Here is a 24,524-nt window from a genome sequence, read left to right as displayed (position 1 = left end):
CGAAAATCCTTTAACGACCCGTCCAGTGAGGCGGAGAAGGAGGTCGGCTTGGTTCCGCCGGTCGATGATGCCCACACCCCGGAGAAGGGGCAGCCCCGTGTCCTGCTCGACGCATCAGACGTCGGACGCACGGTGGCGCGAATGGCTCATCAAGTCATAGAGAAGACCGCCCTCGACGCAGTCGGTTCACGCCGAGTGCTGCTGATCGGCATCCCAACACGCGGCACCAGCCTCGCGCAGCGCCTGGCAGGCAAGATCGCCGAGTTCTCCGGAGTGACCGTGGAGACCGGTTACCTTGACATCACGCTGTACCGCGATGATCTCCGGGACAAACCGCACCGCCCGCTCGAGCGCACGCTGGTGCCCGAAGGCGGTGTCGACGGGGCGCTCGTGATCCTCGTCGACGACGTCCTGTTCTCCGGGCGGACGGTCCGCGCAGCCCTCGACGCACTCCGCGACCTCGGTCGGCCCGCAGCCGTTCAGCTGGCCGTTCTGGTCGACCGCGGACACCGTGAACTGCCGCTCCGCGCCGACTACGTCGGAAAGAACATCCCCACCTCACGTGATGAAGACGTACAGGTGCATCTCGCCGAGCACGACGGGCTCGACGAGGTGGTGCTGCGATGAAGCACCTCCTCTCCACCGCCGATCTGTCGCGAGACGATGCGATCGACATCCTCGACGAGGCTCAGCGCTTCGAACAGGCCCTCGCCGGACGCGAGGTGCGCAAGCTCCCCACATTGCGCGGTCGCACAGTGATGACGATGTTCTACGAGAACTCCACCCGCACCCGCGTCTCCTTCGAGGTGGCCGGCAAGTGGATGAGCGCCGACGTCATCAACGTCAGCGCGTCCAGCTCGTCGGTCAACAAGGGGGAGTCCCTCCGCGACACCGCCAAGACTCTGCGTGCGCTCGGCGCAGACGCACTCATCGTCCGACATCCGGCATCGGGTTCGGCAGCGCAGATCGCCCGCTGGACCAACGACGGCAGCGACATCCTCGGAGTCCCCAGTACTGGACCGAGCGTGATCAACGCAGGTGACGGCATGCACGAGCACCCGACACAGGCGCTGCTCGACGCCTACACGATCCGTCAGCGTCTCGGGGGCCTGGACGGACGCAGGATCCTGATCGTCGGTGACATCCTGCACTCCCGTGTCGCACGGTCGAACGCGCTGCTGTTGTCGACTCTCGGCGCCGAAGTCGTGCTCGTCGCGCCGCCCACACTGCTGCCGAAAGGGGTGCAGACCTGGCCGGTCCGCGTCGCCACCGACCTCGACGCGGAACTGCCTGCCGCCGACGCGGTGATGATGCTGCGCGTCCAGGCCGAACGCATGAACGGCGGCTTCTTCCCGAGCTCCCGCGAGTACTCGGTCCGCTACGGACTGTCGGACAACCGACGCTCGATGCTTCGCGACGACGCGGTGCTGCTGCACCCGGGTCCGATGCTCCGCGGCATGGAGATCGGCTTCGACGTCGCCGACACCCCGCAGGCCACCGTCCTCGAACAGGTTCGCAACGGTGTGCACGTCCGGATGGCGGTCCTCTTCCGCCTCCTCGCGAGCGCCGACGAACAGCCGTCGCACCACACTACGATCACCACGTCAGGAGAGCAGTCGTGACCGCCACCGGATCGGTCCTGATCACCAACGTTCGACCCTACGGTGACGGCGAGCCCGTCGATGTCGCCGTCGTCGACGGCGAGATCACCGAGATCGGCTCCGGTCTCACTGCACCCGACGGTGCGGAGACCGTCGACGGGCGCGGAGGGGTCCTGCTGCCCGGCTTCGTCGACCTGCACACTCACCTGCGTGAGCCGGGCCGAGAAGACACCGAGACCGTCGAGTCAGGATCGCGGGCCGCCGCCCGCGGCGGTTACACCGCAGTGTTCGCGATGGCCAACACCGCTCCCGTCGCGGACAACTCCTCGATCACGGATCTGGTGTGGCGCCTCGGTCAGGAAGTCGGCCTCGTCGACGTCCACCCGGTCGGTGCGGTCACCGTCGGCCTGGCGGGCGAACAACTCGCCGAGATGGGCATGATGGCCTCCGGTGCCGCCAAGGTCCGCCTGTTCAGCGACGACGGCAAGTGTGTCCACGATCCGGTGATCATGAAACGCGCTCTCGAATACTCGACCGGACTCGGCGTCCTGATCTCCCAGCACTCCGAAGACCCGCGCCTCACCGAAGGCGCAGTCGCGCACGACGGCCCGACTGCCGCACGCCTCGGCCTGGCAGGCTGGCCGCGCGCCGCAGAGGAGTCGATCGTGGTCCGCGACGCGCTCCTGGCCCGTGACGCGGGCGCGCGTGTCCACATCGCCCACGCGTCCACCGAAGGCACCGTCGAACTTCTTCGATGGGCTCGCAGCCAGGGGATCGACGTCACCGCGGAGGTGACCCCGCATCACCTGCTGCTCGACGACTCGCGGCTGGAGACCTACGACGGCGTCAATCGTGTGAACCCGCCGCTTCGTGAGGAGCGTGACAAGCTCGCCCTGCGTCAGGCGCTGGCCGACGGCATCGTCGACTGCGTCGCCACGGACCACGCACCTCACGCCTCACAAGAGAAGTGTTGCGAGTTCTCCCAGGCCCGGCCGGGGATGCTCGGACTCGAGACCGCGGTCTCGATCGTCGTCGAGACGATGGTGCGCACCGGTCTGCTCGATTGGCGCGGAGTGGCCCGAGTGATGAGCGAACGCCCCGCCGAGATCGTCGGACTGGACGATCAGGGACGCCCGATCGCGGTCGGCGAGCCGGCCAACCTCACAATCATCGACCCGGACTCGTCGTGGACCGTGAACGGCGACGATCTCGCCAGCAAGTCGGCGAACACGCCGTACGAGACGATGACTCTGCCCGGCACTGTGGAGGCGACCTTCCTTCGAGGACGTGTCACCGCGCGCCGCGCCGCCGGATCCCCGAGCGAAGTCGAGGGGTGGCTGTGACGAACTGGCTCTATTACCTGCTGATCGCACTCGGCGCGCTCGCAATCTGGCTGACGCTGGTGACGTTGGCGTTGCGCGGATGGCGCAAGCGCGGCAACCGTCAGATCGACGAACTGGGCGCGTTCCCGGAGACACCGACCGACCTCGGTGATCCGATCCGCGGCCCGCACACCGGTCTGTACGTCGGGAGCACGGTGTCGCCGAGTTGGCAGAACCGCGTCGCCGTCGGCGACAAGGGCGACCGCGCGTCGGCCGAGCTGACCGAGTACAACGACGGACTGTTGCTGACCCGCCAGGGCGCATCGGAGATCTGGATTCCGCGGGACTCTCTCGTCGCAGTCCGCACCGAGAACGGCCTGGCCGGGAAGGTGATGAGCCGCGACGGTGTGCTCGTGATCCGCTGGGCGCTGCCGTCGGGAGTCGAGATCGACTCCGGGCTCCGAGGCGACGACAAGACCGTCTACCCGGACTGGACGTCCGCGTACGCAGACCTGAATGAGAAGGCGTTCGAGGCCTTCGAGAACACCGAGACCACGCCGGCACCTGAGAAGAAGGATTCGTAAGAGATGAGCAAAGCAGTACTGGTGCTGGAGAACGGCCAGGTCTACACCGGGCGCGCCTACGGTTCGACCGGCGAGACCCTGGGCGAAGCGGTGTTCTGCACCGCGATGACGGGATACCAGGAGACGCTCACCGACCCCAGCTACCACCGGCAGATCGTGGTGGCCACAGCTCCGCAGATCGGCAACACCGGCTGGAACACCGAGGACAGCGAGAGCCTGCTCGGCAAGCGGTCGTCAGTCCGCTGGTCGGCGGACTTCATCGACCATGACGATCCGGGCAAGATCTGGGTCGCGGGCTACGCCGTGCGCAACCCCACCCGTCGCGTCTCCAACTGGCGCGCGGGTTCGACCCTCGAAGGTGAACTCGCCGACCAGGACGTCGTGTCCATCTCCGGTATCGACACCCGCGCCGTGGTCCGCGTCCTCCGCGACACCGGTTCGATGCGCGCGGGCATCTTCTCCGGCGACGCGCTCCGCTCGGTCGACGAGATGCTCGACGCGGTGCGGGCGCAGCCGTCGATGGCCGGCGCCGACCTGGCAGCCGAGGTCAGCACCACCGAACCGTATGTGGTCGAAGCCGCAGGCGGGCAGGCCAAGCTGCGTGTCGCCGCGCTCGACATGGGCATCAAGGCGAACACGCCGCGCATGCTCGCGGCGCGCGGCGTCGAAGTCCACGTCCTGCCGTCGAACGCCACGCTCGCCGACATCCGCTCGGTGAACCCGGACGGATTCTTCCTGTCGAACGGTCCGGGCGACCCGGCGACCGCCGACGCCGCGGTGGCTCTGACCAGCGAAGTCATCGACTCCGGTCTGCCGACGTTCGGCATCTGCTTCGGCAACCAGATCATGGGCCGCGCATTCGGCCGCGACACCTACAAGCTCAAGTTCGGTCACCGGGGCATCAACATCCCGGTGCTCGACACCGTCACCGGACGAGTCGCCATCACCTCGCAGAACCACGGGTTCGCCATCGCCGGAGAGGCGGGCGAGGAGTTCGACACGGCGTTCGGCCGCGCCCGAGTCTCACACGTGTGCGCGAACGACGGTGTCGTCGAGGGCGTCGAACTGATCTCCGGTCAGGCCTTCTCCGTCCAGTACCACCCCGAAGCCGCGTCCGGCCCGCACGACGCAGCAAACCTCTTCGACAAGTTCGTCTCCACCATGGAAGGGACCCGTTCCTGATGCCCCGCCGTACAGACATCTCCCACGTCCTGGTGATCGGGTCCGGCCCGATCGTCATCGGCCAGGCCTGCGAGTTCGACTACTCGGGCACCCAGGCATGCCGCGTCCTCAAGGCTGAGGGCCTGCGGGTGTCGCTGGTCAACTCGAACCCCGCGACGATCATGACCGACCCCGAGTTCGCCGACGCGACCTACGTGGAGCCGATCAGCCCCGAATACATCGAGAAGGTCATCCAGACCGAGGCCGCCGCCGGTCATCCCATCGACGCAGTCCTGGCGACCCTCGGCGGACAGACCGCGCTCAACGCCGCCGTCGGCCTGCACGAGAAGGGCATTCTCGCCAAGTACGACATCGAGCTGATCGGCGCCGACTTCGACGCCATCCAGCGTGGTGAGGATCGTCAGATGTTCAAGGACATCGTGACCAAGGTCGGCGGCGAGAGCGCTCGTTCGGCCGTGTGCTTCACGATGGACGAGGTCCGCAAGACCGTCGACGACCTCGGGTTCCCCGTCGTCGTGCGCCCGTCGTTCACCATGGGCGGACTCGGCTCGGGCATGGCGTACAACGACGCCGACCTCGACCGCATCGCGGGCGGCGGCCTCGCCGCGTCCCCGACGGCCAACGTGCTCATCGAGGAGTCGATCCTCGGGTGGAAAGAGTACGAGCTCGAGCTGATGCGCGACAACAAGGACAACGTCGTCGTCATCTGCTCCATCGAGAACGTCGACCCTGTCGGTGTCCACACCGGCGACTCGGTGACGGTCGCGCCCGCGATGACCCTCACCGACGTCGAGTACCAGATCATGCGCGACCTCTCGATCGACATCCTTCGGGAGGTCGGCGTCGACACCGGCGGCTGCAACATCCAGTTCGCGCAGAACCCCGTCGACGGTCGCCTCGTCGTCATCGAGATGAATCCCCGCGTCTCACGGTCGTCGGCTCTCGCATCGAAGGCCACCGGCTACCCGATCGCGAAGATGGCGGCGAAGCTCGCCATCGGGTATTCGCTCGACGAGATCACCAATGACATCACCAAGGTGACGCCCGCCGCGTTCGAGCCGTCGCTCGACTACGTGGTCGTCAAGGCGCCGCGCTTCGCATTCGAGAAGTTCCCCGGCGCCGACGACACCCTCACCACCACGATGAAGTCCGTCGGCGAGGCGATGAGCCTCGGTCGCAGCTTCGCCGAGGCGTTCGGCAAGGTGATGCGCTCGCTGGAGACCAAGGCCGCAGGCTTCTGGACCGAGGCCGACCGGCCCGACCCGGCGACGCTCGACGTCGACGCACTGCTCGCCGACATCGCCGTGGCGCGCGACGGCCGCATGCTGAAGCTGATGCTGGCGCTCGAAGCCGGTGTGAGCATCGAGAAGCTGTACGAGGTCACCGCGATCGATCCGTGGTTCCTCGCCGAGATCGACGGCGTCCGCGAATTGGGCCACGAGGTGCGCGACGCGGCGACGCTCGACGAGGACCTCCTGCGTCTGGCGAAGACGACGGGACTGTCCGACCGGCAGATCGCCGCGCTGCGCGTCGCAGGCGGCGACACGGTGCTCGTCGACGAGGACGCGGTGCGTGCGCACCGCGTGGGCCTCGGTGTCCGCCCGGTGTACAAGACTGTCGACACCTGTGCCGCAGAGTTCGAGGCGAAGACGCCGTACCACTACAGCAGCTACGAACTCGACCCGGCAGCGACCAGCGAGGTCGCCCCGCAGACCGAGCGGCCCAAGGTGCTGATCCTCGGTTCGGGCCCGAACCGCATCGGTCAGGGCATCGAGTTCGACTACTCGTGCGTCCACGCCGCGCTCACCCTCAGCGAGGCCGGCTACGAGACGGTGATGGTCAACTGCAACCCGGAGACGGTCTCCACCGACTACGACACCGCGGACCGTCTCTACTTCGAGCCGCTGACCTTCGAGGACGTCCTCGAAGTGTTCCACGCGGAGTCGGAGTCGGGGACCGTCGCGGGCGTCATCGTCCAGCTCGGCGGTCAGACGCCGCTCGGTCTCGCCGCGCGGCTGCAGGCCGCGGGGGTCCCGATCGTCGGCACCAGCCCGGAAGCGATCGACCTCGCCGAAGATCGTGGCGAGTTCGGCAAGGTGCTCGTCGACGCGGGTCTGCCCGCCCCGAAGTTCGGCACCGCGACCACCTTCGACGGCGCGCGTGACATCGCGGCAGGCATCGGCTACCCGGTGCTCGTCCGCCCGTCGTACGTGCTCGGCGGTCGCGGCATGGAGATCGTGTACGACGAGCAGGCGCTCGCCGACTACATCTCGCGTGCCACGGAGATCTCCGACGACCGTCCGGTCCTCGTGGACCGCTTCCTCGAGGGTGCCGTCGAGATCGACGTCGACGCGCTGTTCGACGGAACCGAGATGTACATCGGCGGCGTCATGGAGCACATCGAGGAGGCAGGCATCCACTCCGGCGACTCGGCGTGTGCTCTGCCGCCGATCACCCTCGGCGCCGCTCAGATCGACGAGGTCCGTCGTTCGACTCTCGCATTGGCGAAGGGGATCGGTGTCCGCGGACTGCTGAACGTCCAGTACGCGCTGGCCGACGGCAAGCTGTATGTCCTCGAGGCCAACCCGCGCGCAAGCCGCACGGTGCCGTTCGTCTCGAAGGCGACGGCGGTGCCGCTCGCCAAGGCATGTGCCCGCGTGATGCTCGGACGCTCGATCGCAGAACTGCGCGCCGAGGGCATCCTGCCCGCTGAGGGCGACGGGTCGGCGTTGCCGTCGAACGCTCCGGTCGCCGTCAAGGAAGCCGTGCTGCCGTTCAACCGGTTCCGTCGTGCCGACGGCACCGGAGTCGATTCGCTGCTCAGCCCGGAGATGAAGTCGACCGGCGAGGTCATGGGCTTCGACAGCGACTTCGGCCGTGCGTTCGCGAAGTCGCAGGAGGCCGCAGGCGGTGCGCTGCCGACCAGCGGGACCGTCTTCGTGTCCGTCGCCGATCGGGACAAGGCGTCGATCCTCTTCCCGATCAAGCGCCTGGCGGATCTCGGGTTCACGATCATGGCGACGTCGGGCACCGCAGACGTGTTGCGCCGCAACGGCATCGAGGTGGTCACGGTCGCCAAGGGCGCCGAAGCGGCCGAAGGCAAGCGGACGGTGGTCGACGAGATCAAGGACCACAACGTCGACATGATCATCAACACGCCGTACGGCACGTCCGGACCGCGCGTCGACGGTTACGAGATCCGCGCCGCCGCCATCGGCGCCTCGGTCCCGTGCATCACGACGGTCTCGGGCGCAGGCGCCGCGGTCCAGGGCATCGAAGCCGCACTGGGCGAGACGATGGGCGTGCAGTCGCTACAGCGCCGTCACGCCGAGATGCGGGCCGGAGCGTGAGTTTCGGCCCGCGGTACGCCGACGCGGTCGCCGCTCGGGGCAGGCTGTGCGCGGGCATCGACCCGCACGCGGCACTGCTCGCCGAGTGGGGACTGTCGGTGTCGGTCGACGGGCTCCGCTCGTTCGCGCAGGCGTGCGTCGAGGGCATCGCGCCGGTCGCCGCGGTCGTGAAGCCGCAGGTGGCGTTCTTCGAGCAGTTCGGCTCGGCTGGATTCGCCGTGCTCGAGGAGACGATCGCGGGGTGCCACGAGGCCGGTGCGATCGTGCTGTCCGACGCCAAGCGCGGTGACATCGGCTCCACGATGGCCGCGTACACGACGGCCTGGCTCGACGACGCGTCGCCGCTGTGCAGTGACGCCGTCACCGTGTCTCCGTACCTCGGCTTCGGTTCGCTCGCCCCGGCGGTCACGGCCGCGCGCGACGCGGATCGGGGACTGTTCGTACTGGCCAGGACGTCGAACCCGGAAGGCGGGGGACTCCAGCAGTCGACCGTCGAGACCGGCGGAACTGTCGCTCAGTCGATCGTGGACGCCGCTGCCGAGGTGAACGCCGCATCGCCGGGCACCATCGGTGTGGTCGTGGGCGCCACGCGTGAGCACGGTCTGGACCTCGCGTCGCTCGGGGGAGCGATCCTCTCGCCCGGCCTCGGTGCACAGGGAGCCACTGCGGCTGACCTCGCGCGCATCTTCGAGGGAGCCGACCTCTCCTGGCTGCTGCCCGCGGCGAGCCGCAGCATCCTCCGCTCGGGTCCCGACTCGGCCGCGCTCCGCGCCGCAGTCGAAGCGACTCGCGACGAGATCGAGAACGCGCTGTCCTGACCTTTCGACTCGCTTCGCTCGCTCAAGGAGCAGTAAGGAAGCCCGCTAGCCCTACTGCTCCTTGAGCGCCTTTCGGTTCGCGGGCTCGCTCAAGACCCGCGAAGCGAGTCGAAAGGTCCGCACCCGCAACCAGAACCGCGTCAGAGGCTCGCGCGGAAGGCGGCGATGGCAGGCCAGGTGTGCGCTGCGGCGTCCGGGCCGGTGAGCAGGCCGAGATGGCTCGACTCCACGGTGTGGAACTCGACGTGCGCCGAGCCGGTCAAGAGTTCCTGACCGTACGCTGCTGCTGCGTGGCTCACGATTGCGTCCCGGTGCGAGCCGACCGTGAACACTGGAGCGGTGAGCGTACGGACGTCCACCGTGTGTCCGCCCAGGTGAAGCACGCCTTCGCCGATCTCGTTCCGAATGACGAGGTTCACCAACATCTGTTCGGTGAGTCGTCCGGGGTAGCCGGGCATAGAGTCCTGGAAACGGTCGATCACCTGCATCCGGATGAGCGCGTCATGGTCATCGATGTTGTCCAGAATGTACTTCGGTTTGCGGAGTTCACGCTGCCAGCTCGTCGCTCGGTACGACAGCTGGACCAACGGCGCCGGAATGCCTCCGATAGCTCGCGCGATTGCGCCGAGCGGTTGCCCGCCGACGGGGCGCAGGAGCTTCCGGACCGCCGAGTACATCGGCATCTTCATGTAGTTCAGGGGAGTGCCGACGGTAATCACCGACCGGATGGGCAGCTCCTTGCGGTATGCGGCGGTCAGGATCGACACGGTTCCGCCGAGACTCCACCCCATGAGGTCGACGGCGTCCGGACCGGCTCGGAAGTCGTCGACGGCGTCCGCGATCGCCCGCGGAACGAATGTGTCGAAGTAGTCGTCGAAGCCGAGATGGCGATCTGCGTAACCGACATCGCCGAAGTCGACGACGTACGGAATGGTTCCCGTCGACAGCAGGAACTCGACGACGGAGTTCGCCGGATCGGCTCCGGGCGCGAGGTCGTAGCAGCTCGCCGGAACCGCCAGCGGCGGCACCAGAACCACCGGAACAGTGCCTGCCGCGCGCGCATCGTCGAGCTGCTGCGCCGTCCCGTACCTGCGGAGACGTCCGTGTGGGCGGTCGACGACGACCACCGACTCTGATGCGGTGCGTGGGGCGAAGTCGTCGCGGAGTACACGCGCGATGGTGCGCAGGTCGCTGAACATGGCAGGCACGCTACTAAAGTCCCTCATTCGGCGGCGCGCCCGGGGTGGTTGATGCGGACTCGCCGGTCAGCGGGGTACCGTTTGGGCTGGTCTCAGCGGCGAGCGTTACGCTCGTTGTGATCGCCGGGGGTCTTCACAGCCCTACGGCGAACCACCACGAGACGCTGATAGCGTCACGTGGACAACCCGAACTGTCGAAAACGAAAGACGGAGGAACCGTGGCTCTTCCCCAGTTGACTGATGAGCAGCGCGCTGCCGCGCTTGAGAAGGCGGCCCAGGCTCGCCGTGTGCGTGCCGAGCTCAAGGAGCGTCTCAAGCGAGGCGGCACCGACCTCAAGCAGGTCCTCGCGGACGCTGAGAACGACGAGATCCTGGGCAAGATGAAGGTCTCGGCTCTCCTCGAGGCCCTGCCGAAGGTCGGCAAGGTCAAGGCGCAGGAGATCATGACCGAGCTGGAGATCGCTCCGACCCGCCGTCTGCGCGGCCTCGGCGATCGTCAGCGCAAGGCTCTGCTCGAGAAGTTCAGCTCCTGAGCGTGCCTGAATCTAGAACCCGTCCGAGGGGCCGACTGGTTGTACTGGTCGGCCCCTCGGCCGTTGGTAAGTCGACCGTCGTCCGTCGGCTCCGTGAACTGTTGCCCGACCTGTACTTCAGCGTCTCCGCGACGACACGCGACCCCCGTCCAGGCGAAGTGGACGGACGCGATTACTACTTCGTGACCCGCGAGGCGTTCGACAAGATGATCGACGCCGACGAGATGTTGGAATGGGCGGACATCCACGGCGGAATCCAACGCTCGGGCACTCCGGCCGCACCGGTCGAGGAAGCGCTGAACGCGGGCCTCCCGGTACTGGTCGAGGTGGACCTGGTCGGCGCACGGAACGTCAGGGAGCATCTGCCTGAAGCGATCACGGTGTTCCTCGCACCGCCGAGTTGGGACGAGCTCGTCGCTCGTCTCACGGGCCGGGGCACCGAGAACGACGACGTCATCGCCCGCAGGTTGGAGACCGCGCGTGTCGAGATGGCGGCCCGTGACGAGTTCCGACACGTCGTGGTGAACCACGATGTCGACACCTCGGCCGAAGAATTGCTAAAATTGCTGGTCGGGCCACGCAGCGAATCGCGGCCGGCACACAATACTGCGCAGGAGAAGTTTTGAGCACTCAGACAGAGATCGATCCGACCGTCGTCGACGAGCCCGTCTACGACACGCCGCTGGGCATCACCAACCCGCCGATCGACGAACTGCTCGAGCGCACCTCGTCGAAGTACGCCCTGGTCATCTACGCGGCCAAGCGTGCGCGTCAGATCAACGACTACTACAACCAGCTCGCAGAGGGCATCCTCGAGTACGTCGGTCCGCTGGTGGAGCCGGGCGTCCAGGAGAAGCCGCTCTCGATCGCGATGCGTGAGATCCACTCCGACCTGCTCGAGCACACCGAAGGCGAGTAGCCGCCACGTGTCGCACATCCTGATCGGGGTGGGCGGGGGGATCGCCGCCTACAAGGTGTGTTCGGTCATCCGGCACTTCACCGAGGCCGGACACGACGTCCGGGTGATTCCCACACGTGCTGCGCTGAACTTCGTCGGCAAGGCGACGTTCGAGGCGCTGTCCGGCAACCCGGTGAGCACCGAGGTGTTCGACGACGTCGACGAAGTCGCTCACGTGGCGCTCGGTCGCAACGCCGACCTCGTGATCGTGGCTCCGGCCACCGCCGACCTGATGTCGAGGGCAGTCGCAGGCCGCGCCGACGATCTGCTGACAGCGTCGCTGCTGACAGCCACCTGCCCGGTGATGTTCGTTCCGGCGATGCACACCGAGATGTGGGAGCATCCGGCGACAGTGGCGAACGTGGCGACACTGCGAGAGCGTGGAGTCACCGTCATGACACCGGCGAGCGGTCGTCTCACCGGCGCCGACACCGGCGCAGGCCGCCTTCCCGAGCCCGCCGAGATCGGTCTGCTCGGGGATCTCCTGCTCGACCGCGCCGATGCGCTCCCGTACGACCTCGCAGGCCGCCGGGTGCTCGTCAGCGCAGGAGGCACCCGAGAGCCGCTCGATCCCGTTCGATATCTCGGCAACCACAGTTCCGGCAAGCAGGGCTATGCGCTCGCCCGGGCTGCGGCGCAGCGGGGTGCGCACGTCACTCTCGTCGCAGGCGCCACCAGCAATCCAGGCGAGCCCGCCGCCGTAGACGTGGTCCACATCGACTCCGCGGTCGAACTGGAACGTGAGATGCACGCCAGGGCTGTCGACGCGGATGTGGTGATCATGGCGGCCGCAGTCGCCGACTTCCGGCCGATCAGTGTCGCCGGATCGAAGATCAAGAAGGGCGCGGACGGACCGGCGCCCATCACCCTCGCCGAGAATCCCGACATCCTCGCCGGGCTCGTCCGGTCGAGGAACGACGGTGTGATTCCCGCCGCCACCCTCATTGTCGGTTTTGCCGCCGAGACCGGGGACGAGAACGGGGGAGTCCTCGATCACGGACGCGCGAAGCTGCGCCGCAAGGGCTGTGACCTGCTCATCGTCAACGCTGTCGGCGACGGCAAGGCGTTCGGCACGGAGGACAACACCGGCTGGGTGCTGACCGCCGACGGCCGCGAGACGGCGTTGCCGTTCGGGTCCAAGACATTGATGGCGAGCAGAATCCTTGACGAAGTGGCCGCCGTCGTGCCGAATGGTGGGCGTGCGGCTGACTCAGACCTCTGATCGAGCGTCTGGCACAGTCGAAAGAGAGTGCGGGGCACAGCCCTGCAGAATTGCATCCCGAGAGGAACCGATGACCGCCTCAGCGTCCCGCCTGTTCACCAGCGAGTCCGTGACTGAAGGGCACCCCGACAAGATCTGCGACGCGATCAGCGACTCGATCCTGGACGCCCTGCTCGCCGTGGACCCGAAGGCCAAGGTGGCGGTGGAGACCCTCGTCACCACCGGTCAGGTGCACGTCGCGGGCGAGGTCAACACGACCGGCTACGTCGACATCCCGACGATCGTCCGCGAGAAGATCATCGACATCGGCTACGACTCGTCCACCAAGGGGTTCGACGGAGCATCGTGCGGCGTGAACGTCGCGATCGGCGCGCAGTCGCCGGAGATCGCTCAGGGACTCACCGATTCCCACGAGGCGCGCACCGGCGAAAGCGCGGACGAGCTCGACCTTCAGGGCGCGGGCGACCAGGGACTGATGTTCGGTTTCGCGACCGACGAGACCCCTGAACTGATGCCGCTGCCGATCGCGCTGGCACACCGTTTGTCGCGTCGCCTCACCGAGGTCCGCAAGAACGGCACGCTCCCGTACCTGCGTCCCGACGGCAAGACCCAGGTCACCATCGAGTACGCGGGCGACGTGCCCGTCCGTCTCGACACCGTCGTCGTGTCGACACAGCACGCGGCCGACATCGACATCGACGGCATGCTTGCGCCGGACATCCGTGCCAACGTCCTGCAGCCGGTGTTCGACGAGCTCGACCTCCCGGTCGCGTTGGACACGAGCAGCCCACGCCTGCTGGTGAACCCGACGGGCAGCTTCGTCCTCGGCGGGCCGATGGGCGACGCGGGCCTCACCGGCCGCAAGATCATCGTCGACACCTACGGCGGAATGGCCCGCCACGGTGGCGGCGCGTTCTCCGGCAAGGATCCGTCGAAGGTCGACCGCAGCGCCGCCTACGCGATGCGGTGGGTCGCGAAGAACGCGGTCGCGGCGGGTCTCGCCAAGCGCATCGAGGTCCAGGTGGCCTACGCGATCGGCAAGGCCGCACCGGTCGGCCTGTTCGTCGAGACGTTCGGCACCGAGAAGGTCGACCCGGGCACCATCCAGAAGGCGATCGCCGAGGTCTTCGATCTGCGTCCGGGCGCAATCGTGCGCGACCTGGAGCTGCTCCAGCCGATCTACGCACCGACCGCCGCGTACGGCCACTTCGGCCGTACCGACATCGATCTCCCCTGGGAGCGCACCAACCGTGTCGACGAACTCCGCAAGGCCGCCGGCCTGTAGGTGTCCTCGCCGACTGACACTCGCAATCAACGGGTCGCTGCATTGCAGCGGCCCGTTGCTCGCGTTCTGCCGATGCTGTCGCTGGCTCATCTGGACCGTCCGTTCGACTACCTGGTCGACGAGAAGTCCGATGCGGCGGCGCAACCCGGCGTGCGGGTGCGGGTGCGGTTCGCCGGTCGCCTTGTCGACGGCTATCTGCTCGAACGCCTGGAGCGCAGCGAGCACACGGGAAAGCTCGCCTGGTTGGACCGCGTGGTGTCGCCCGAGCGTGTGTTGACCGATGAGCTGGCCGTGCTGTGCCGTGCCGTCGCCGACAGGTATGCGGGAACGATGCCGGACGTCCTGAGGCTGGCGATCCCTCCGCGGCACGCCAGAGTCGAGAAGGACGTCCCGGCGCACGGGTGCGCGCCACCGGTTCCCGAACCCGACATGGCCGGGTGGGCGGCGTACGAGACGTCGGCGTCGTTTGTGCGCGCCACGATCGAGGATCGTCACCCGCGTGCGGTGTGGCAGGTGCTTCCGGGTGATGACTGGGCGGCTCGGCTCGCCGAACTGGTGACCGCGGTCGCCGCCGCAGGTCGAGGAGCCATCGTCGTCGTTCCGGATCAACGCGACCTCGACCGGTTGGAGGCCGCGTGCACGCCGCTGCTGGGCGACCGATGTGTGAGCCTGGCAGCGGGGTTGGGCCCGTCGGCGAGGTACCGGCGGTGGTTGTCGGTGCTGCGCGGGCAGGCGTCGGTGGTGATCGGCACTCGCAGTGCGATGTTCGCACCCGTCGTCGATCTGGCGTTGACCGTGGTCTTCGACGACGGCGACCAGAGTCTCGACGAGCCGCGGGCGCCCTACCCGCACCCCCGGGAAGTGGCAGTGCTGCGTGCACACGCCTCGGGCACCGCGATGCTCATCGGCGGCCATTCACGGACCGCCGAAGCGCAAGCGCTCGTCAGTTCGGGGTGGGCTCATGACTTGACCGCATCCCGACAGGACATCCGTTCCGCGGCGCCGTTGATCGAAGGAGTCGCCGACGACGACCGTCGGCTCGGCGGTGACCCGCTCGCCCGATCGGCCCGCATTCCGGCGACCGCTTTCATGGCGGCACGGAAGGCTCTCCAGGCCGGGCTGCCGGTGCTGTTCAGCGTCCCGCGCCGTGGGTACCTTCCGTCGGTGGCGTGCGCCAAGTGCCGCGAGCACGCCCGGTGCCGCGTCTGCCACGGTCCGGTCTCGATGAACGAGCGCGGAGACCTCGCGTGTCGGTGGTGCGGGCGACCCGAACTGCGGTTCGTCTGCCCGTCGTGCGGCGGCAAGGCGGTCCGCGCGCTGATGATCGGCGACAAGCGGACCGCGGAAGAACTGGGGAAGGCGTTCGCCGGGGTGCCGATCGTGACATCCGGAGGAGCGAAGATCGTCGACGAGATCGCGGAGGGGCCTCGTGTGGTGGTTGCGACGCCCGGAGCAGCACCACGGGTGCCGGGTGGCTACGGCGCCGCGGTGATCCTCGACACCTGGGCACAACTCGATCGTGAGGATCTCCGTGCCGGGGAGGAGGCCGTTCGCGGCTGGATGGCGATCGGCACTCTCGTCCGGTCGCGGAACGACGGCGGACGAGTCGTGATCGTCGCCAATTCGTCGGGGGCTCAGGTACAGGCGTTGATCTCGTGGAATCCGATCGGCTACGCCGCATTCGAACTTGAACAGCGCTACGAACTCGGCTTTCCGCCCGCAGTCACGATGGCGTCGATCGACGGCCCGGCGACAGCGGTCAGCGCGTTCTGCGATCTCGTGAGTCTTCCGCCGAGTGCCGAGAAACTCGGACCCGTGCCGCTCCCGGCCGGGGTCCGCAGACCTGCGGGGCTCGACGGGGACGGCGACGTCGAACGAGTCCTGCTGCGCACACCGCGAGCTGTCGGACGGACGTTGGCCGACGCTCTGCGCGCAGCTCAGGTGATCCGAAACGCTCGACATGACGACACGGCGGGCATCCGAGTCCAGATCGATCCGCCTACGATTGGATGATCATGAGAATCGTCTTCGCTGGAACGCCCGATGTGGCTGTACCGACCCTGCAGGAGTTGATCGACTCGGCCGATCACGAGGTGGTCGGGGTCATCACGCGCCCCGACACCACGGCTGGACGCGGCCGGAAGAGTGTCCGGTCCGAGGTCGGTGTGGTCGCTGACGAGCACGGCATCGAGGTGATCACTCCGCGCCGCATGTCTGAGCCGGAGGTTGCTGAGACACTGCGTCGTTGGGCGCCTGATCTCGGCGTCGTCGTCGCCTATGGTGGTCTGATCCCGCAGGACGTGCTCGACATGCCCGTCCACGGTTGGGTGAACCTGCACTTCTCGATCCTGCCCGCGTGGCGCGGGGCGGCACCGGTCCAAGCGTCGATCGCGTCCGGCGACGAGTTCACCGGTGCCAGCGTGTTCGGCCTCGAGGCCGGGCTGGACACCGGCCCGGTGTACGGAACGCTCACCGAACGCATTCGGAGCACCGACACCTCGGGTGATCTGTTGACGCGGCTGTCGACCGCCGGTTCGAGCCTGACGAAGGCAGTCGTCGACGGCATCGCGGCAGGTGAACTCTCGCCCGTTCCGCAGGACGCGGACGGCGTTTCCCATGCTGCGAAGATCACCGTCGACGACGCCCGTGTCCGATGGGATCTGCCGTCGCACGTGGTCGACCGGACCATCCGTGCGCATACCCCGGCGCCCGGTGCCTGGACGACGCTCGGCGACGTCCGCCTCAAACTCGGCCCCGTCACCATCGCCGACACCGATCCGCTGCTCCCGGACCGACTCGAGATCGGGCGACTGGGCGTGACGAAGAAGGCTGTGTTCGTGGGGACTGGCTCCGGTGCGGTGAAGCTCGGGACGGTTCAGGCTCCTGGAAAGAAGGCGATGAACGCCGCCGACTGGGCGCGCGGTACGCGCCTCGATGAGAACGGTGTCCTGGCATGACTCGTGGTGGACGGGGTTCTGATCCTCGACGCGGTGGCGGTTTCCAACGAGGCGGACCCCAGCGAGGGGGCGGGCAGCGGTCGGACGCACCCCGCGACAAGAAGACTCGCGACAAGCCGGTCGATGGAGCACGTTCGGTTGCGCTGAAGGTGCTGCGAGCGGTCCGGAAGGACGACGCGTACGCCAACCTGCTGCTCCCTCGGCTGCTGCGGGAGAGCAAGCTCGACCCGCGGGACCGAGGTCTGGCGACCGAACTCGCCTACGGAACGGCGCGGAGCCTGGGCCTGCTGGACGCGGTGATCGCGTCGGCGGCCGGGCGACCGGTCGCTGACATCGACGGTGACCTCCTCGACGTGCTGCGTCTGGGCGCCTACCAGCTGCTGCGCACCCGGATCGGCTCTCACGCGGCGGTCTCGACGTCGGTGGATCTCGTTCGTGCCGAGCACGGCATGGGCCAGGCCGGCTTCGTCAACGCGGTGCTCCGCAAAGTGAGCCAGCGCGACGAGCAGCTCTGGATCGACGCACTCGCTCCGTCGATGGCGGACGACATGATCGGACACCTCGCGTTCGCATACGCGCATCCGAGGTGGATCGCTGACGTGTTCGCCGACTCGCTCGGCTCGATCGGCGAACTGCAGGCGGCTCTCGCCGCCGACGACGACCGCCCGATCGTGCATCTCGTCGCGCGCCCCGGCCAGATCACGGCCGAGGAACTCGCGCTGATCAGCGGGGGAGACGAAGGCAGGTACTCGCCGTACTGCGTCTACCTGCCCGAAGGTGATCCGGGCTCGCTGGATGCGGTCCGTGACGGGTTCGCAGGCGTCCAGGACGAGGGCAGCCAACTCGTCGCGGTCGCGGCCGCGAGGGCTGGGGTCGGAGAGGACGGGGGACGCTGGCTCGATCTGTGCGCGGGCCCCGGCGGCAAGGCCGCGCTCCTCGGCTCGCTCGCCGACCTCGACGGTGCACACCTGGACGCCGTCGAAGTGTCCGACCACCGCGCGAAGCTCATCGAGAACGTCGTCGACGGACTGCCCGTGACGGTTCACGTCGCAGACGGTCGCGAGTCCGGCCTCGAACCCGGCTACGACCGGGTGCTCGTCGACGCCCCGTGCTCGGGCCTCGGCTCCCTGCGGCGTCGTCCCGAAGCCCGGTGGCGTCGCACGCCGGAGGACGTTCCGGCGCTCGTCGAGCTTCAGAAGGAACTCGTCACCGAGGCGCTGCGCCTCGTCCGGCCGGGCGGAGTGGTCGTCTACTCGACGTGCTCGCCGCATCCTGCCGAGACGACCGCCGTCATCGACGCTGTTCTCGCGGCGGACGACTCGGTCGAGCAGGTCGACGCCCGTCCGCTCGTCGCAGGCGCCGAGAACGACGCGTCGGTGTTCGGCGTCGGACCTCATGTCCAGCTCTGGCCGCACCGCCACGACACCGACGCCATGTTCCTCGCCGTTCTCCGAAAGAAGTAGCCGCTGCGCACTCCGATCTGATCTGTGCCGTTGATCGTGACCACATAGTGGTCACGATCAACGGCATAGATGGCTGTGGGCATCGGGGAGCGGCGCGGCGGGGCGCCGTCGCGACCTCCACTGACAAACGCGGCCTTCAGGGAGGCCGCGTTTGTTGACGAAGTGTCGGTTTCGTCGAGGAGTGGAGCGTTCGTCGTTGAGACGGCCAGTTGTGGCTCACGGCCGAAGCCGCGTCGGAGGTAGAGCGGCCGCGGCCGCGGTTTAGGATGGTCGCCATGTGCAACCCCGGCCGTCCGGCACCGATGATCGCTCCGTCCATCCTGTCCGCCGACTTCGCGAACCTGGCGTCGGAGATCGCGGCCGTCGGGCCGTCCGACGTCGACCCCGGAGTCGACTGGGTGCACGTGGATGTGATGGACAACCACTTCGTGCCCAACCTGACCCTCGGCATGCCGGTGGTCGAGAGTCTGCTGAAGGCCACCGACATCCCGCTCGACTGCCACCTGATGATCGCCGACCCCGGACGCTGGGCGCCGCCGTACGCAGAGGCGGGCGCCTACAACGTGACGTTCCACGCCGAAGCCACGGACGATCCGTCGTCGGTGGCTCGCGACATCCGCGCCGCAGGCGGCAAGGCAGGGCTCGCACTCAAGCCGGGGACTGCACTCGAGCCGTACCTGGAGATCCTTCGCGATTTCGACACGCTGCTCGTGATGAGTGTGGAACCGGGGTTCGGGGGGCAGAAGTTCATGCCCGAGGTCCTCGACAAGGTGCGGGCGATCCGCAAGATCATCGACCGCGGGGATCTCCGCCTTCTCGTCGAGATCGACGGCGGCATCGCCGACTCGACGATCGAGCAGGCCGCTGAGGCCGGCGTCGACTGCTTCGTCGCCGGTTCGGCCGTGTACGGCGGTGACGATCCCGCGGCCCGTGTCGCCGAATTGCGTCGTAAGGCCACCGCAGTCCGTGAGAACGCCTGACCGGCGATGATCGAGACCGCGATGCGCCGAGCGGTCGCCGAATCGGCGAACGCCCGAGGGTCGAGCTCGCCGAATCCTCCGGTCGGGGCGGTGATCCTGGACGCCGACGGCATGGTCGTCGGTGTCGGGCATACCCAGCCGCCCGGCGGTCCGCACGCCGAGGTGATGGCGTTGCGCGCTGCCGGTGACGCGGCGCTCGGCGGCACCGCGGTCGTCACGCTCGAACCGTGCAACCACACAGGTCGCACCGGTCCGTGCGCTCAGGCGCTCATCGACGCGGGCGTCGCCGCCGTGCATTACGCCGTCACCGATCCCAACCCGACGGCTTCCGGTGGTGCGCAGACTCTGCTCGATGCGGGCGTCGAGGTCACGGCGGGAGTGCTCGCCGGCGTCGTCGAGGCGGGCCCTCTGCGAGCGTGGCTGTTTCGGCAGCGCCATGGGCGGCCGATGGTGACCGTGAAAGTGGCTTCCACGCTGGACGGGCGGATCGCTGCACCTGACCGGACCAGCCGGTGGATCACCGGACCGCAGGCCCGGGAACACGCACACGGTGAGCGCGCCGCGGTCGACGCCATCGTCGTCGGCACCGGCACCGCGATCACCGATGATCCGTCGCTCACCGCCCGACGTCCCGACGGTTCGCTGTATCCGCATCAACCGACGAGAGTCGTCATGGGGCGCCGCGACGTTCCGGCAGGCGCACGACTCCGCAGCGGTGAGAACGGCTTCCTCCAGGTGCGGTCACACGATCCGCGCGACGTGCTCGAAGCGCTGCCGGACGCGCTCCGGGTGATCGTCGAGGGCGGACCGCGCATCGTGGGCTCCTTCCTGGCCGCCGGTCTCGCCGATGAAGTGCAGGTCTACCTCGCGCCGACGCTTCTCGGCGGGGGCGCCGCATCCGTGGACGACGGATGCGTTCACACACTCACCGATGCGCACCGCTTCGAGCGCGGGGCCGTCGAGGTCCTGGGCGACGACCTGCTCGTCGTCCTGCATCCACGGACGGATTAACGCCTGCTGCGTCGTCCGACGAACCAGCCGACGACGAACCCGATCAGCGTGACGACCGCGAGCATCAGCCACAGGGGTGCGTCGAGGTTCCACCAGAGCGCGGTGAACTGAGCCGAGTCGGTGTTCGTGGCGATAAAGATCATCGCGATCACAGTGATCACAATCGGCAGCCAGTACTGCCGGAGGAAGCTCGAGGCGTCGTGAGCTGGCGTGTTGGTGTCGTTGACGGACATTTCGGGGGAGTTCCTCTCGCACAGTGGGACGCTTCGCGCCGATGGACCATACGTGTACCACGCTCCTTGTGATGTGCGTGCTACCTTCGAAAGGTAGTTCTCGGGGCGGGGTGAAAGTCCCCACCGGCGGTGATGCCCTTCAACTCAGGGACGAGCCCGCGAGCGCTCCCATCGGACACGATGTGAGGTCAGCAGATTCTGGTGAGATTCCGGAGCCGACGGTCATAGTCCGGATACGAGAGAACGGCAGTGCGGCACCGTGCCGTCATCTGTCTGTCCCGAGCGCACCTGTGCAAAGGAGAGACGGTGTTCACCGGAATTGTTGAGGAACGCGGCGAAATCATCGGCCGCGAGGACCTCGCAGAAGCCGCACGTTTCCGCATCCGCGGACCCCTCGTGACGAGCGATGCGTCGTTCGGCGACTCGATCGCGGTCAACGGCGTGTGCCTCACCGTCGTCGAACTCGACGACGGAGCGTTCACCGTGGACGTGATGGCCGAGACGCTCCGCCGTAGTTCACTCGACAACCTCGGACCCGGCGCGACCGTCAATCTTGAACGAGCGATGGCAGCGGGTGGACGTTTCGGCGGGCACATCGTGCAGGGCCACGTCGACGGCGTCGGCACTGTCGTGTCCGTCTCGCCGTCCGAGAACTGGACCGTCGTCCGCATCGCCGTCCCAGGAGACCTGTCGCGCTACGTCGTCGAGAAGGGGTCGATCACGATCGACGGCATCTCGCTGACGGTCTCGTCGATCGGGCGCGACGACGACCGCGGCGACTGGCTCGAAGTCTCTCTCATTCCGACGACTCTGTCGGAGACCACGCTGGGCATCACCGCGACCGATGCCCGGGTGAACCTGGAAGTCGATGTGATCGCGAAGTACGTCGAGCGCCTGCATGGCGCCGGCCGGGCAGAAGGACAGCAGTGATGAGCGAGCAGACCGAAGTGAAACTGGACTCGATCGACCGGGCCATCGCCGACATCGCGGCGGGCAAGGCCGTCGTCGTCGTCGACGACGAGGACCGCGAGAACGAAGGTGACCTGATCTTCGCGGCGGAGAAGGCGACGCCTGAACTCGTCGCGTTCATGGTCCGCTACACGTCCGGCTACCTGTGCGTTCCGCTCGAAGGCGACGACTGCGACCGGCTCGGTCTGCCGCCGATGATCGCGCAGAACCAGGATCGTCACGGCACGGCGTACACGGTGACCGTCGATGCCCGCGAGGGAGTCGGCACCGGCATCAGTGCGGCGGACCGCGCCACCACGATGGTCAAGCTCGCCGACCAGACGGCGCAGCCGCACGACTTCACCCGTCCCGGTCACGTGGTGCCGCTCCGTGCCCGCGAGGGCGGCGTGCTGCGTCGCCCCGGCCACACCGAGGCCGCGGTCGATCTAGCGAAGTTGGCCGGGCTGTCGCCCGCGGGCGCGATCTGCGAGATCGTCAGCCAGAAGGACGAAGGCCACATGGCCCACGCCGAGGAACTGCGCGTCTTCGCCGACGAGCACGACCTCGCGATGATCTCCATCGCCGACCTGATCGCGTGGCGCCGCCGCAACGAGAAGCACGTCGAGCGGGTCGCCGACGCGCGGATCCCCACCGTCCACGGTGTGTTCCGCGCGGTCGGCTACTCGAGCCCGTACGACGACGCCGAGCACGTGGCACTCGTCATGGGCGACGTCTCGGGTGAGGACGGCAAGGGCGAGGACATCCTGGTCCGCGTCCACTCCGAATGCCTCACCGGCGACGTCTTCGGTTCGCTGCGGTGCGACTGCGGTCCGCAGCTCGAGGCAGCGATGGCGATGGTCGCGGCCGAAGGTCGTGGCGTGGTGCTCTACATGCGTGGCCACGAGGGCCGGGGCATCGGCCTCATGCACAAACTCCAGGCCTACCAGCTGCAGGACGCGGGTCACGACACCGTCGACGCGAACCTCGAACTCGGGTTGCCCGCCGATGCCCGCGACTACGGCCTCGGCGCACAGATCCTCGTCGACCTCGGCGTCCGGTCGATGCGACTGCTGACGAACAATCCGGCCAAGCGCGTCGGACTCGACGGCTACGGTCTGCAGATCGTCGATCGCGTCCCGATGCCGCTCCGCGCCAACTCGGAGAACCTCCACTACCTGAAGACCAAGCGTGACCGGATGGGCCATATGCTCGAAGGACTGGACGACTTCGACGGAGAGGGCACGCAGGCATGAGCGGCCACGGAGAACCCACACTCGACCTGGAGGACGCGAGCGCCCTGAAGGTCGCCATCGCCGCGTCCCAGTGGCATGAGACGATCTGCACCGCGCTGCTCGACGGTGCGACGCGAGCAGCGGCGGGCGCGGGCGTCACCGATCCGACCGTGGTGCGGGTGGCCGGCGCCATCGAACTCCCGGTGATCGTGCAGGCGCTGGCACGCACACACGATGTGGTCGTCGCGCTCGGCGTGGTCATCAAGGGCGGCACACCGCATTTCGAGTACGTCTGCGACGCCGTCACCGCGGGCCTCACCCGCGTGTCACTCGACGAGTCGACGCCGGTCGGCAACGGTGTGCTCACCACTCTCGACGAGCAGCAGGCGCTCGACCGTTCGGGACTTCCCGGATCGTCGGAGGACAAGGGCGCTCAGGCGATGACCGCCGCGATCGCGTCCGCGCTCACGCTCCGGAAGCTGGCGTGAGTGCACTAGGAGCGCCGTCGACCGGGGCGGAGGTGTGGGACTACACCTACCACCCGCAGTGGTTGCGTCGGACCGGACTCTGGGTGGCGGGCGTGGTCATCGCCATTCACCTCGTGTTCGGGCTGCTCTTGGACATCTCGTACACGGGTGTCGGAGTCGAATGGTCCGACAAGATCGGTCTCATCGCGATCGGTCTGGTCATCGCTGGAGCTGTCCTGCTCGTCTTCCGGACGCGACTGCGCGTGGGTCCGGACGGTGTGGGCGTGCGCACCTTGGTGGGCGAGCGGGTCTTCACCTGGGACGTGGTGCGCGGCCTCGAGTACCCGGACAAGGGCTTCGCCGCGCGACTGCTCCTGCCGTCGGACGAGCACGTCCCGGTGCTGGCCGTTCAGTCGCGCGACGGCGACCGCGCCGTCGATGCCATGGAGACCTTCCGCGAGCTGTACACGAAGTACAGTCGGCCGACGCCGTGACCCGGCCCGCGTCGGACGGATACGTCCGCCCGGACCTGCGTGTTTACTCGTTCGTCGCCTGTGACGGACGCGTCGTCGAGTACGGCTCCCGGTTCAATGCCGTCGACTCACAACCCGCCGAGGACGACTACGTCACGATGTCGGCGACGGAACGCTTCGATCAGCTCACCGATGTTGCCGAGTCGGTGATAGCGCACCTGGCCGAGAACTTCGACGTGACGGTCACCCAAGAAGCTGATCCACCGGCGATACAGCCGTACGGCGCGCCGAATCGACGAGTGACGCTGACGCCACGCGACGAGCAGGCAGCGCCGCTCGGCTTCGACTTCCAGAATCCCGGCCTGGTCGTGCGCTGCGGGCTTCTCCACGACGTCGGAATCCCGACGTGCATGTGCGATGCGTGTGATGAATCGTCAATCACCGAGGCGGAACGTGTCGAAGACCTCGCCTTCGCGATCGCCGACGGTCATTACCGCGAGAGTGTCGACGGACGGCTCCGCATGCGGATCTCACATGTCTTCGATGTTCCTGGACGATGGGGCCAGAGTGGAACAGAGTCGGCACTTCAGGACTTTCGGCGCGATCGTGCGCGTGCGGTGAGAGGTCGTCTCGACCAGATCTGCGGCACCTGGCATCCGTGGCCTCGACGCGTTTGAGGTTCCCTGATTCTTGCGGTACTGACGCG

24 protein-coding genes and 1 riboswitch are annotated in these 24,524 nt (G+C 67.7%); of the genes, 22 read left to right on the top strand and 2 right to left on the bottom strand.

All coding sequences use genetic code 11. The features are described 5' to 3' along the window. The first annotated feature begins 48 nt into the window (after window positions 1-48). From pyrR to pyrF, 7 genes are read left to right on the top strand one after another with little or no spacing between them, the layout of a single operon-like run. The gene (gene pyrR, locus WFK36_RS09320; protein WP_008377969.1) at window positions 49-627 is read left to right on the top strand and encodes a bifunctional pyr operon transcriptional regulator/uracil phosphoribosyltransferase PyrR; all 579 of its coding nucleotides are present in this window, start codon (window positions 49-51) and stop codon (window positions 625-627) included. Further along, entirely contained in the window at window positions 624-1,622 is a 999-nt protein-coding gene (locus WFK36_RS09315) for an aspartate carbamoyltransferase catalytic subunit (RefSeq protein ID WP_336791439.1), read from the top strand. The genes pyrR and WFK36_RS09315 overlap by 4 nt, the downstream gene beginning before the upstream one ends. Then, on the top strand, window positions 1,619-2,944 hold the full coding sequence (locus WFK36_RS09310) for a dihydroorotase (protein ID WP_336791438.1): 1,326 nt from the start codon (window positions 1,619-1,621) through the stop codon (window positions 2,942-2,944). The genes WFK36_RS09315 and WFK36_RS09310 overlap by 4 nt, the downstream gene beginning before the upstream one ends. Continuing rightward, the gene (locus WFK36_RS09305) at window positions 2,941-3,507 is read left to right on the top strand and encodes a PH-like domain-containing protein (protein ID WP_008377964.1); all 567 of its coding nucleotides are present in this window, start codon (window positions 2,941-2,943) and stop codon (window positions 3,505-3,507) included. The genes WFK36_RS09310 and WFK36_RS09305 overlap by 4 nt, the downstream gene beginning before the upstream one ends. Window positions 3,508-3,510: 3 nt before the next feature. Next, a complete protein-coding gene (carA, locus tag WFK36_RS09300) occupies window positions 3,511-4,689 on the top strand; it encodes a glutamine-hydrolyzing carbamoyl-phosphate synthase small subunit (RefSeq protein WP_336791437.1) in 1,179 nt (392 codons plus the stop codon). Continuing rightward, window positions 4,689-8,039 carry a carbamoyl-phosphate synthase large subunit gene (gene carB / locus WFK36_RS09295; RefSeq protein WP_336791436.1) on the top strand — a complete coding sequence of 1,117 codons (3,351 nt, stop codon included), beginning with the start codon at window positions 4,689-4,691 and terminating at the stop codon, window positions 8,037-8,039. The genes carA and carB overlap by 1 nt, the downstream gene beginning before the upstream one ends. Beyond that, entirely contained in the window at window positions 8,036-8,857 is an 822-nt protein-coding gene (gene pyrF / locus WFK36_RS09290; protein ID WP_336791435.1) for an orotidine-5'-phosphate decarboxylase, read from the top strand. The genes carB and pyrF overlap by 4 nt, the downstream gene beginning before the upstream one ends. 140 nt (window positions 8,858-8,997) lie before the next feature. Here the strand turns inward: pyrF and WFK36_RS09285 are convergent, their stop codons facing one another. Then, window positions 8,998-10,056: an alpha/beta fold hydrolase gene (locus tag WFK36_RS09285; protein WP_336791434.1), complete on the bottom strand. Its 1,059-nt coding sequence runs from the start codon at window positions 10,054-10,056 to the stop codon at window positions 8,998-9,000. A gap of 218 nt (window positions 10,057-10,274) precedes the next feature. Between WFK36_RS09285 and mihF the strand changes: the two genes are divergently transcribed. From mihF to ribD, 10 genes are all read left to right on the top strand, one after another. After that, window positions 10,275-10,589, top strand: a complete 315-nt coding sequence (gene mihF, locus WFK36_RS09280) for an integration host factor, actinobacterial type (RefSeq protein WP_008377956.1) — start codon at window positions 10,275-10,277, stop codon at window positions 10,587-10,589. A 2-nt stretch (window positions 10,590-10,591) separates the two neighbouring features. Further along, window positions 10,592-11,215 (top strand): guanylate kinase, encoded by a 624-nt coding sequence (gene gmk / locus WFK36_RS09275; protein ID WP_336791433.1) that lies wholly within the window; start codon window positions 10,592-10,594, stop codon window positions 11,213-11,215. Beyond that, window positions 11,212-11,508, top strand: a complete 297-nt coding sequence (gene rpoZ, locus WFK36_RS09270) for a DNA-directed RNA polymerase subunit omega (protein ID WP_336791432.1) — start codon at window positions 11,212-11,214, stop codon at window positions 11,506-11,508. Before gmk ends, rpoZ begins: the two co-directional genes overlap by 4 nt. 7 nt (window positions 11,509-11,515) lie before the next feature. Continuing rightward, entirely contained in the window at window positions 11,516-12,769 is a 1,254-nt protein-coding gene (gene coaBC / locus WFK36_RS09265; protein ID WP_336791431.1) for a bifunctional phosphopantothenoylcysteine decarboxylase/phosphopantothenate--cysteine ligase CoaBC, read from the top strand. Window positions 12,770-12,839: 70 nt separating this feature from the next. Then, window positions 12,840-14,054 (top strand): methionine adenosyltransferase, encoded by a 1,215-nt coding sequence (metK, locus tag WFK36_RS09260; RefSeq protein ID WP_336791430.1) that lies wholly within the window; start codon window positions 12,840-12,842, stop codon window positions 14,052-14,054. 72 nt (window positions 14,055-14,126) lie between these two features. Continuing rightward, window positions 14,127-16,067, top strand: a complete 1,941-nt coding sequence (locus WFK36_RS09255; RefSeq protein WP_336791429.1) for a primosomal protein N' — start codon at window positions 14,127-14,129, stop codon at window positions 16,065-16,067. Between the two features lie 2 nt (window positions 16,068-16,069). Then, the gene (fmt, locus tag WFK36_RS09250) at window positions 16,070-17,011 is read left to right on the top strand and encodes a methionyl-tRNA formyltransferase (protein ID WP_336791428.1); all 942 of its coding nucleotides are present in this window, start codon (window positions 16,070-16,072) and stop codon (window positions 17,009-17,011) included. After that, on the top strand, window positions 17,008-18,474 hold the full coding sequence (locus WFK36_RS09245) for an RsmB/NOP family class I SAM-dependent RNA methyltransferase (protein ID WP_336791427.1): 1,467 nt from the start codon (window positions 17,008-17,010) through the stop codon (window positions 18,472-18,474). The genes fmt and WFK36_RS09245 overlap by 4 nt, the downstream gene beginning before the upstream one ends. Before the next feature lie 275 nt (window positions 18,475-18,749). Continuing rightward, on the top strand, window positions 18,750-19,454 hold the full coding sequence (rpe, locus tag WFK36_RS09240) for a ribulose-phosphate 3-epimerase (RefSeq protein WP_205331757.1): 705 nt from the start codon (window positions 18,750-18,752) through the stop codon (window positions 19,452-19,454). Window positions 19,455-19,460: 6 nt separating this feature from the next. After that, window positions 19,461-20,465 (top strand): bifunctional diaminohydroxyphosphoribosylaminopyrimidine deaminase/5-amino-6-(5-phosphoribosylamino)uracil reductase RibD, encoded by a 1,005-nt coding sequence (gene ribD / locus WFK36_RS09235; protein ID WP_336791426.1) that lies wholly within the window; start codon window positions 19,461-19,463, stop codon window positions 20,463-20,465. On the opposite strand, the gene WFK36_RS09230 is transcribed toward ribD, so the two are convergent. After that, entirely contained in the window at window positions 20,462-20,698 is a 237-nt protein-coding gene (locus WFK36_RS09230; protein ID WP_008377938.1) for a lipopolysaccharide assembly protein LapA domain-containing protein, read from the bottom strand. The genes ribD and WFK36_RS09230 overlap by 4 nt on opposite strands. 92 nt (window positions 20,699-20,790) lie before the next feature. After that, a riboswitch (FMN riboswitch) is annotated at window positions 20,791-20,947 on the top strand. A 57-nt stretch (window positions 20,948-21,004) separates the two neighbouring features. Here WFK36_RS09230 and WFK36_RS09225 point away from each other — a divergent pair. The 5 genes from WFK36_RS09225 to WFK36_RS09205 are packed head-to-tail and all read left to right on the top strand — an operon-like array spanning window position 21,005 to window position 24,495. Further along, window positions 21,005-21,628 (top strand): riboflavin synthase, encoded by a 624-nt coding sequence (locus tag WFK36_RS09225; protein WP_336791425.1) that lies wholly within the window; start codon window positions 21,005-21,007, stop codon window positions 21,626-21,628. Further along, window positions 21,628-22,899, top strand: a complete 1,272-nt coding sequence (locus WFK36_RS09220; RefSeq protein WP_008377935.1) for a bifunctional 3,4-dihydroxy-2-butanone-4-phosphate synthase/GTP cyclohydrolase II — start codon at window positions 21,628-21,630, stop codon at window positions 22,897-22,899. The genes WFK36_RS09225 and WFK36_RS09220 overlap by 1 nt, the downstream gene beginning before the upstream one ends. Next, on the top strand, window positions 22,896-23,366 hold the full coding sequence (ribH, locus tag WFK36_RS09215) for a 6,7-dimethyl-8-ribityllumazine synthase (protein WP_336791424.1): 471 nt from the start codon (window positions 22,896-22,898) through the stop codon (window positions 23,364-23,366). The genes WFK36_RS09220 and ribH overlap by 4 nt, the downstream gene beginning before the upstream one ends. Then, entirely contained in the window at window positions 23,363-23,839 is a 477-nt protein-coding gene (locus WFK36_RS09210; protein WP_008377932.1) for a PH domain-containing protein, read from the top strand. The genes ribH and WFK36_RS09210 overlap by 4 nt, the downstream gene beginning before the upstream one ends. Continuing rightward, window positions 23,836-24,495: a DUF6226 family protein gene (locus WFK36_RS09205; protein WP_336791423.1), complete on the top strand. Its 660-nt coding sequence runs from the start codon at window positions 23,836-23,838 to the stop codon at window positions 24,493-24,495. Before WFK36_RS09210 ends, WFK36_RS09205 begins: the two co-directional genes overlap by 4 nt. Window positions 24,496-24,524: the final 29 nt, after the last annotated feature.

Source organism: Gordonia malaquae (genome assembly GCF_037148075.1).
GTDB classification, from domain to species: Bacteria; Actinomycetota; Actinomycetes; order Mycobacteriales; family Mycobacteriaceae; genus Gordonia; species Gordonia malaquae.
This window is presented reverse-complemented; position numbering and strand designations above follow the sequence as displayed.

Bases quoted from the DNA above. Each gene is read 5' to 3' on its own strand.
- WFK36_RS09315 (WP_336791439.1), top strand. From the start codon at position 624: ATGAAGCACCTCCTCTCCACCGCCGATCTGTCGCGAGACGATGCGATC.
- WFK36_RS09245 (WP_336791427.1), top strand. From the start codon at position 17,008: ATGACTCGTGGTGGACGGGGTTCTGATCCTCGACGCGGTGGCGGTTTC.
- fmt (WP_336791428.1), top strand. From the start codon at position 16,070: ATGAGAATCGTCTTCGCTGGAACGCCCGATGTGGCTGTACCGACCCTG.
- ribH (WP_336791424.1), top strand. From the start codon at position 22,896: ATGAGCGGCCACGGAGAACCCACACTCGACCTGGAGGACGCGAGCGCC.
- WFK36_RS09220 (WP_008377935.1), top strand. From the start codon at position 21,628: ATGAGCGAGCAGACCGAAGTGAAACTGGACTCGATCGACCGGGCCATC.
- WFK36_RS09255 (WP_336791429.1), top strand. From the start codon at position 14,127: ATGCTGTCGCTGGCTCATCTGGACCGTCCGTTCGACTACCTGGTCGAC.
- carA (WP_336791437.1), top strand. From the start codon at position 3,511: ATGAGCAAAGCAGTACTGGTGCTGGAGAACGGCCAGGTCTACACCGGG.
- WFK36_RS09230 (WP_008377938.1), bottom strand. From the start codon at position 20,698: ATGTCCGTCAACGACACCAACACGCCAGCTCACGACGCCTCGAGCTTC.
- ribD (WP_336791426.1), top strand. From the start codon at position 19,461: ATGATCGAGACCGCGATGCGCCGAGCGGTCGCCGAATCGGCGAACGCC.
- WFK36_RS09285 (WP_336791434.1), bottom strand. From the start codon at position 10,056: ATGTTCAGCGACCTGCGCACCATCGCGCGTGTACTCCGCGACGACTTC.
- carB (WP_336791436.1), top strand. From the start codon at position 4,689: ATGCCCCGCCGTACAGACATCTCCCACGTCCTGGTGATCGGGTCCGGC.
- rpe (WP_205331757.1), top strand. From the start codon at position 18,750: ATGTGCAACCCCGGCCGTCCGGCACCGATGATCGCTCCGTCCATCCTG.
- metK (WP_336791430.1), top strand. From the start codon at position 12,840: ATGACCGCCTCAGCGTCCCGCCTGTTCACCAGCGAGTCCGTGACTGAA.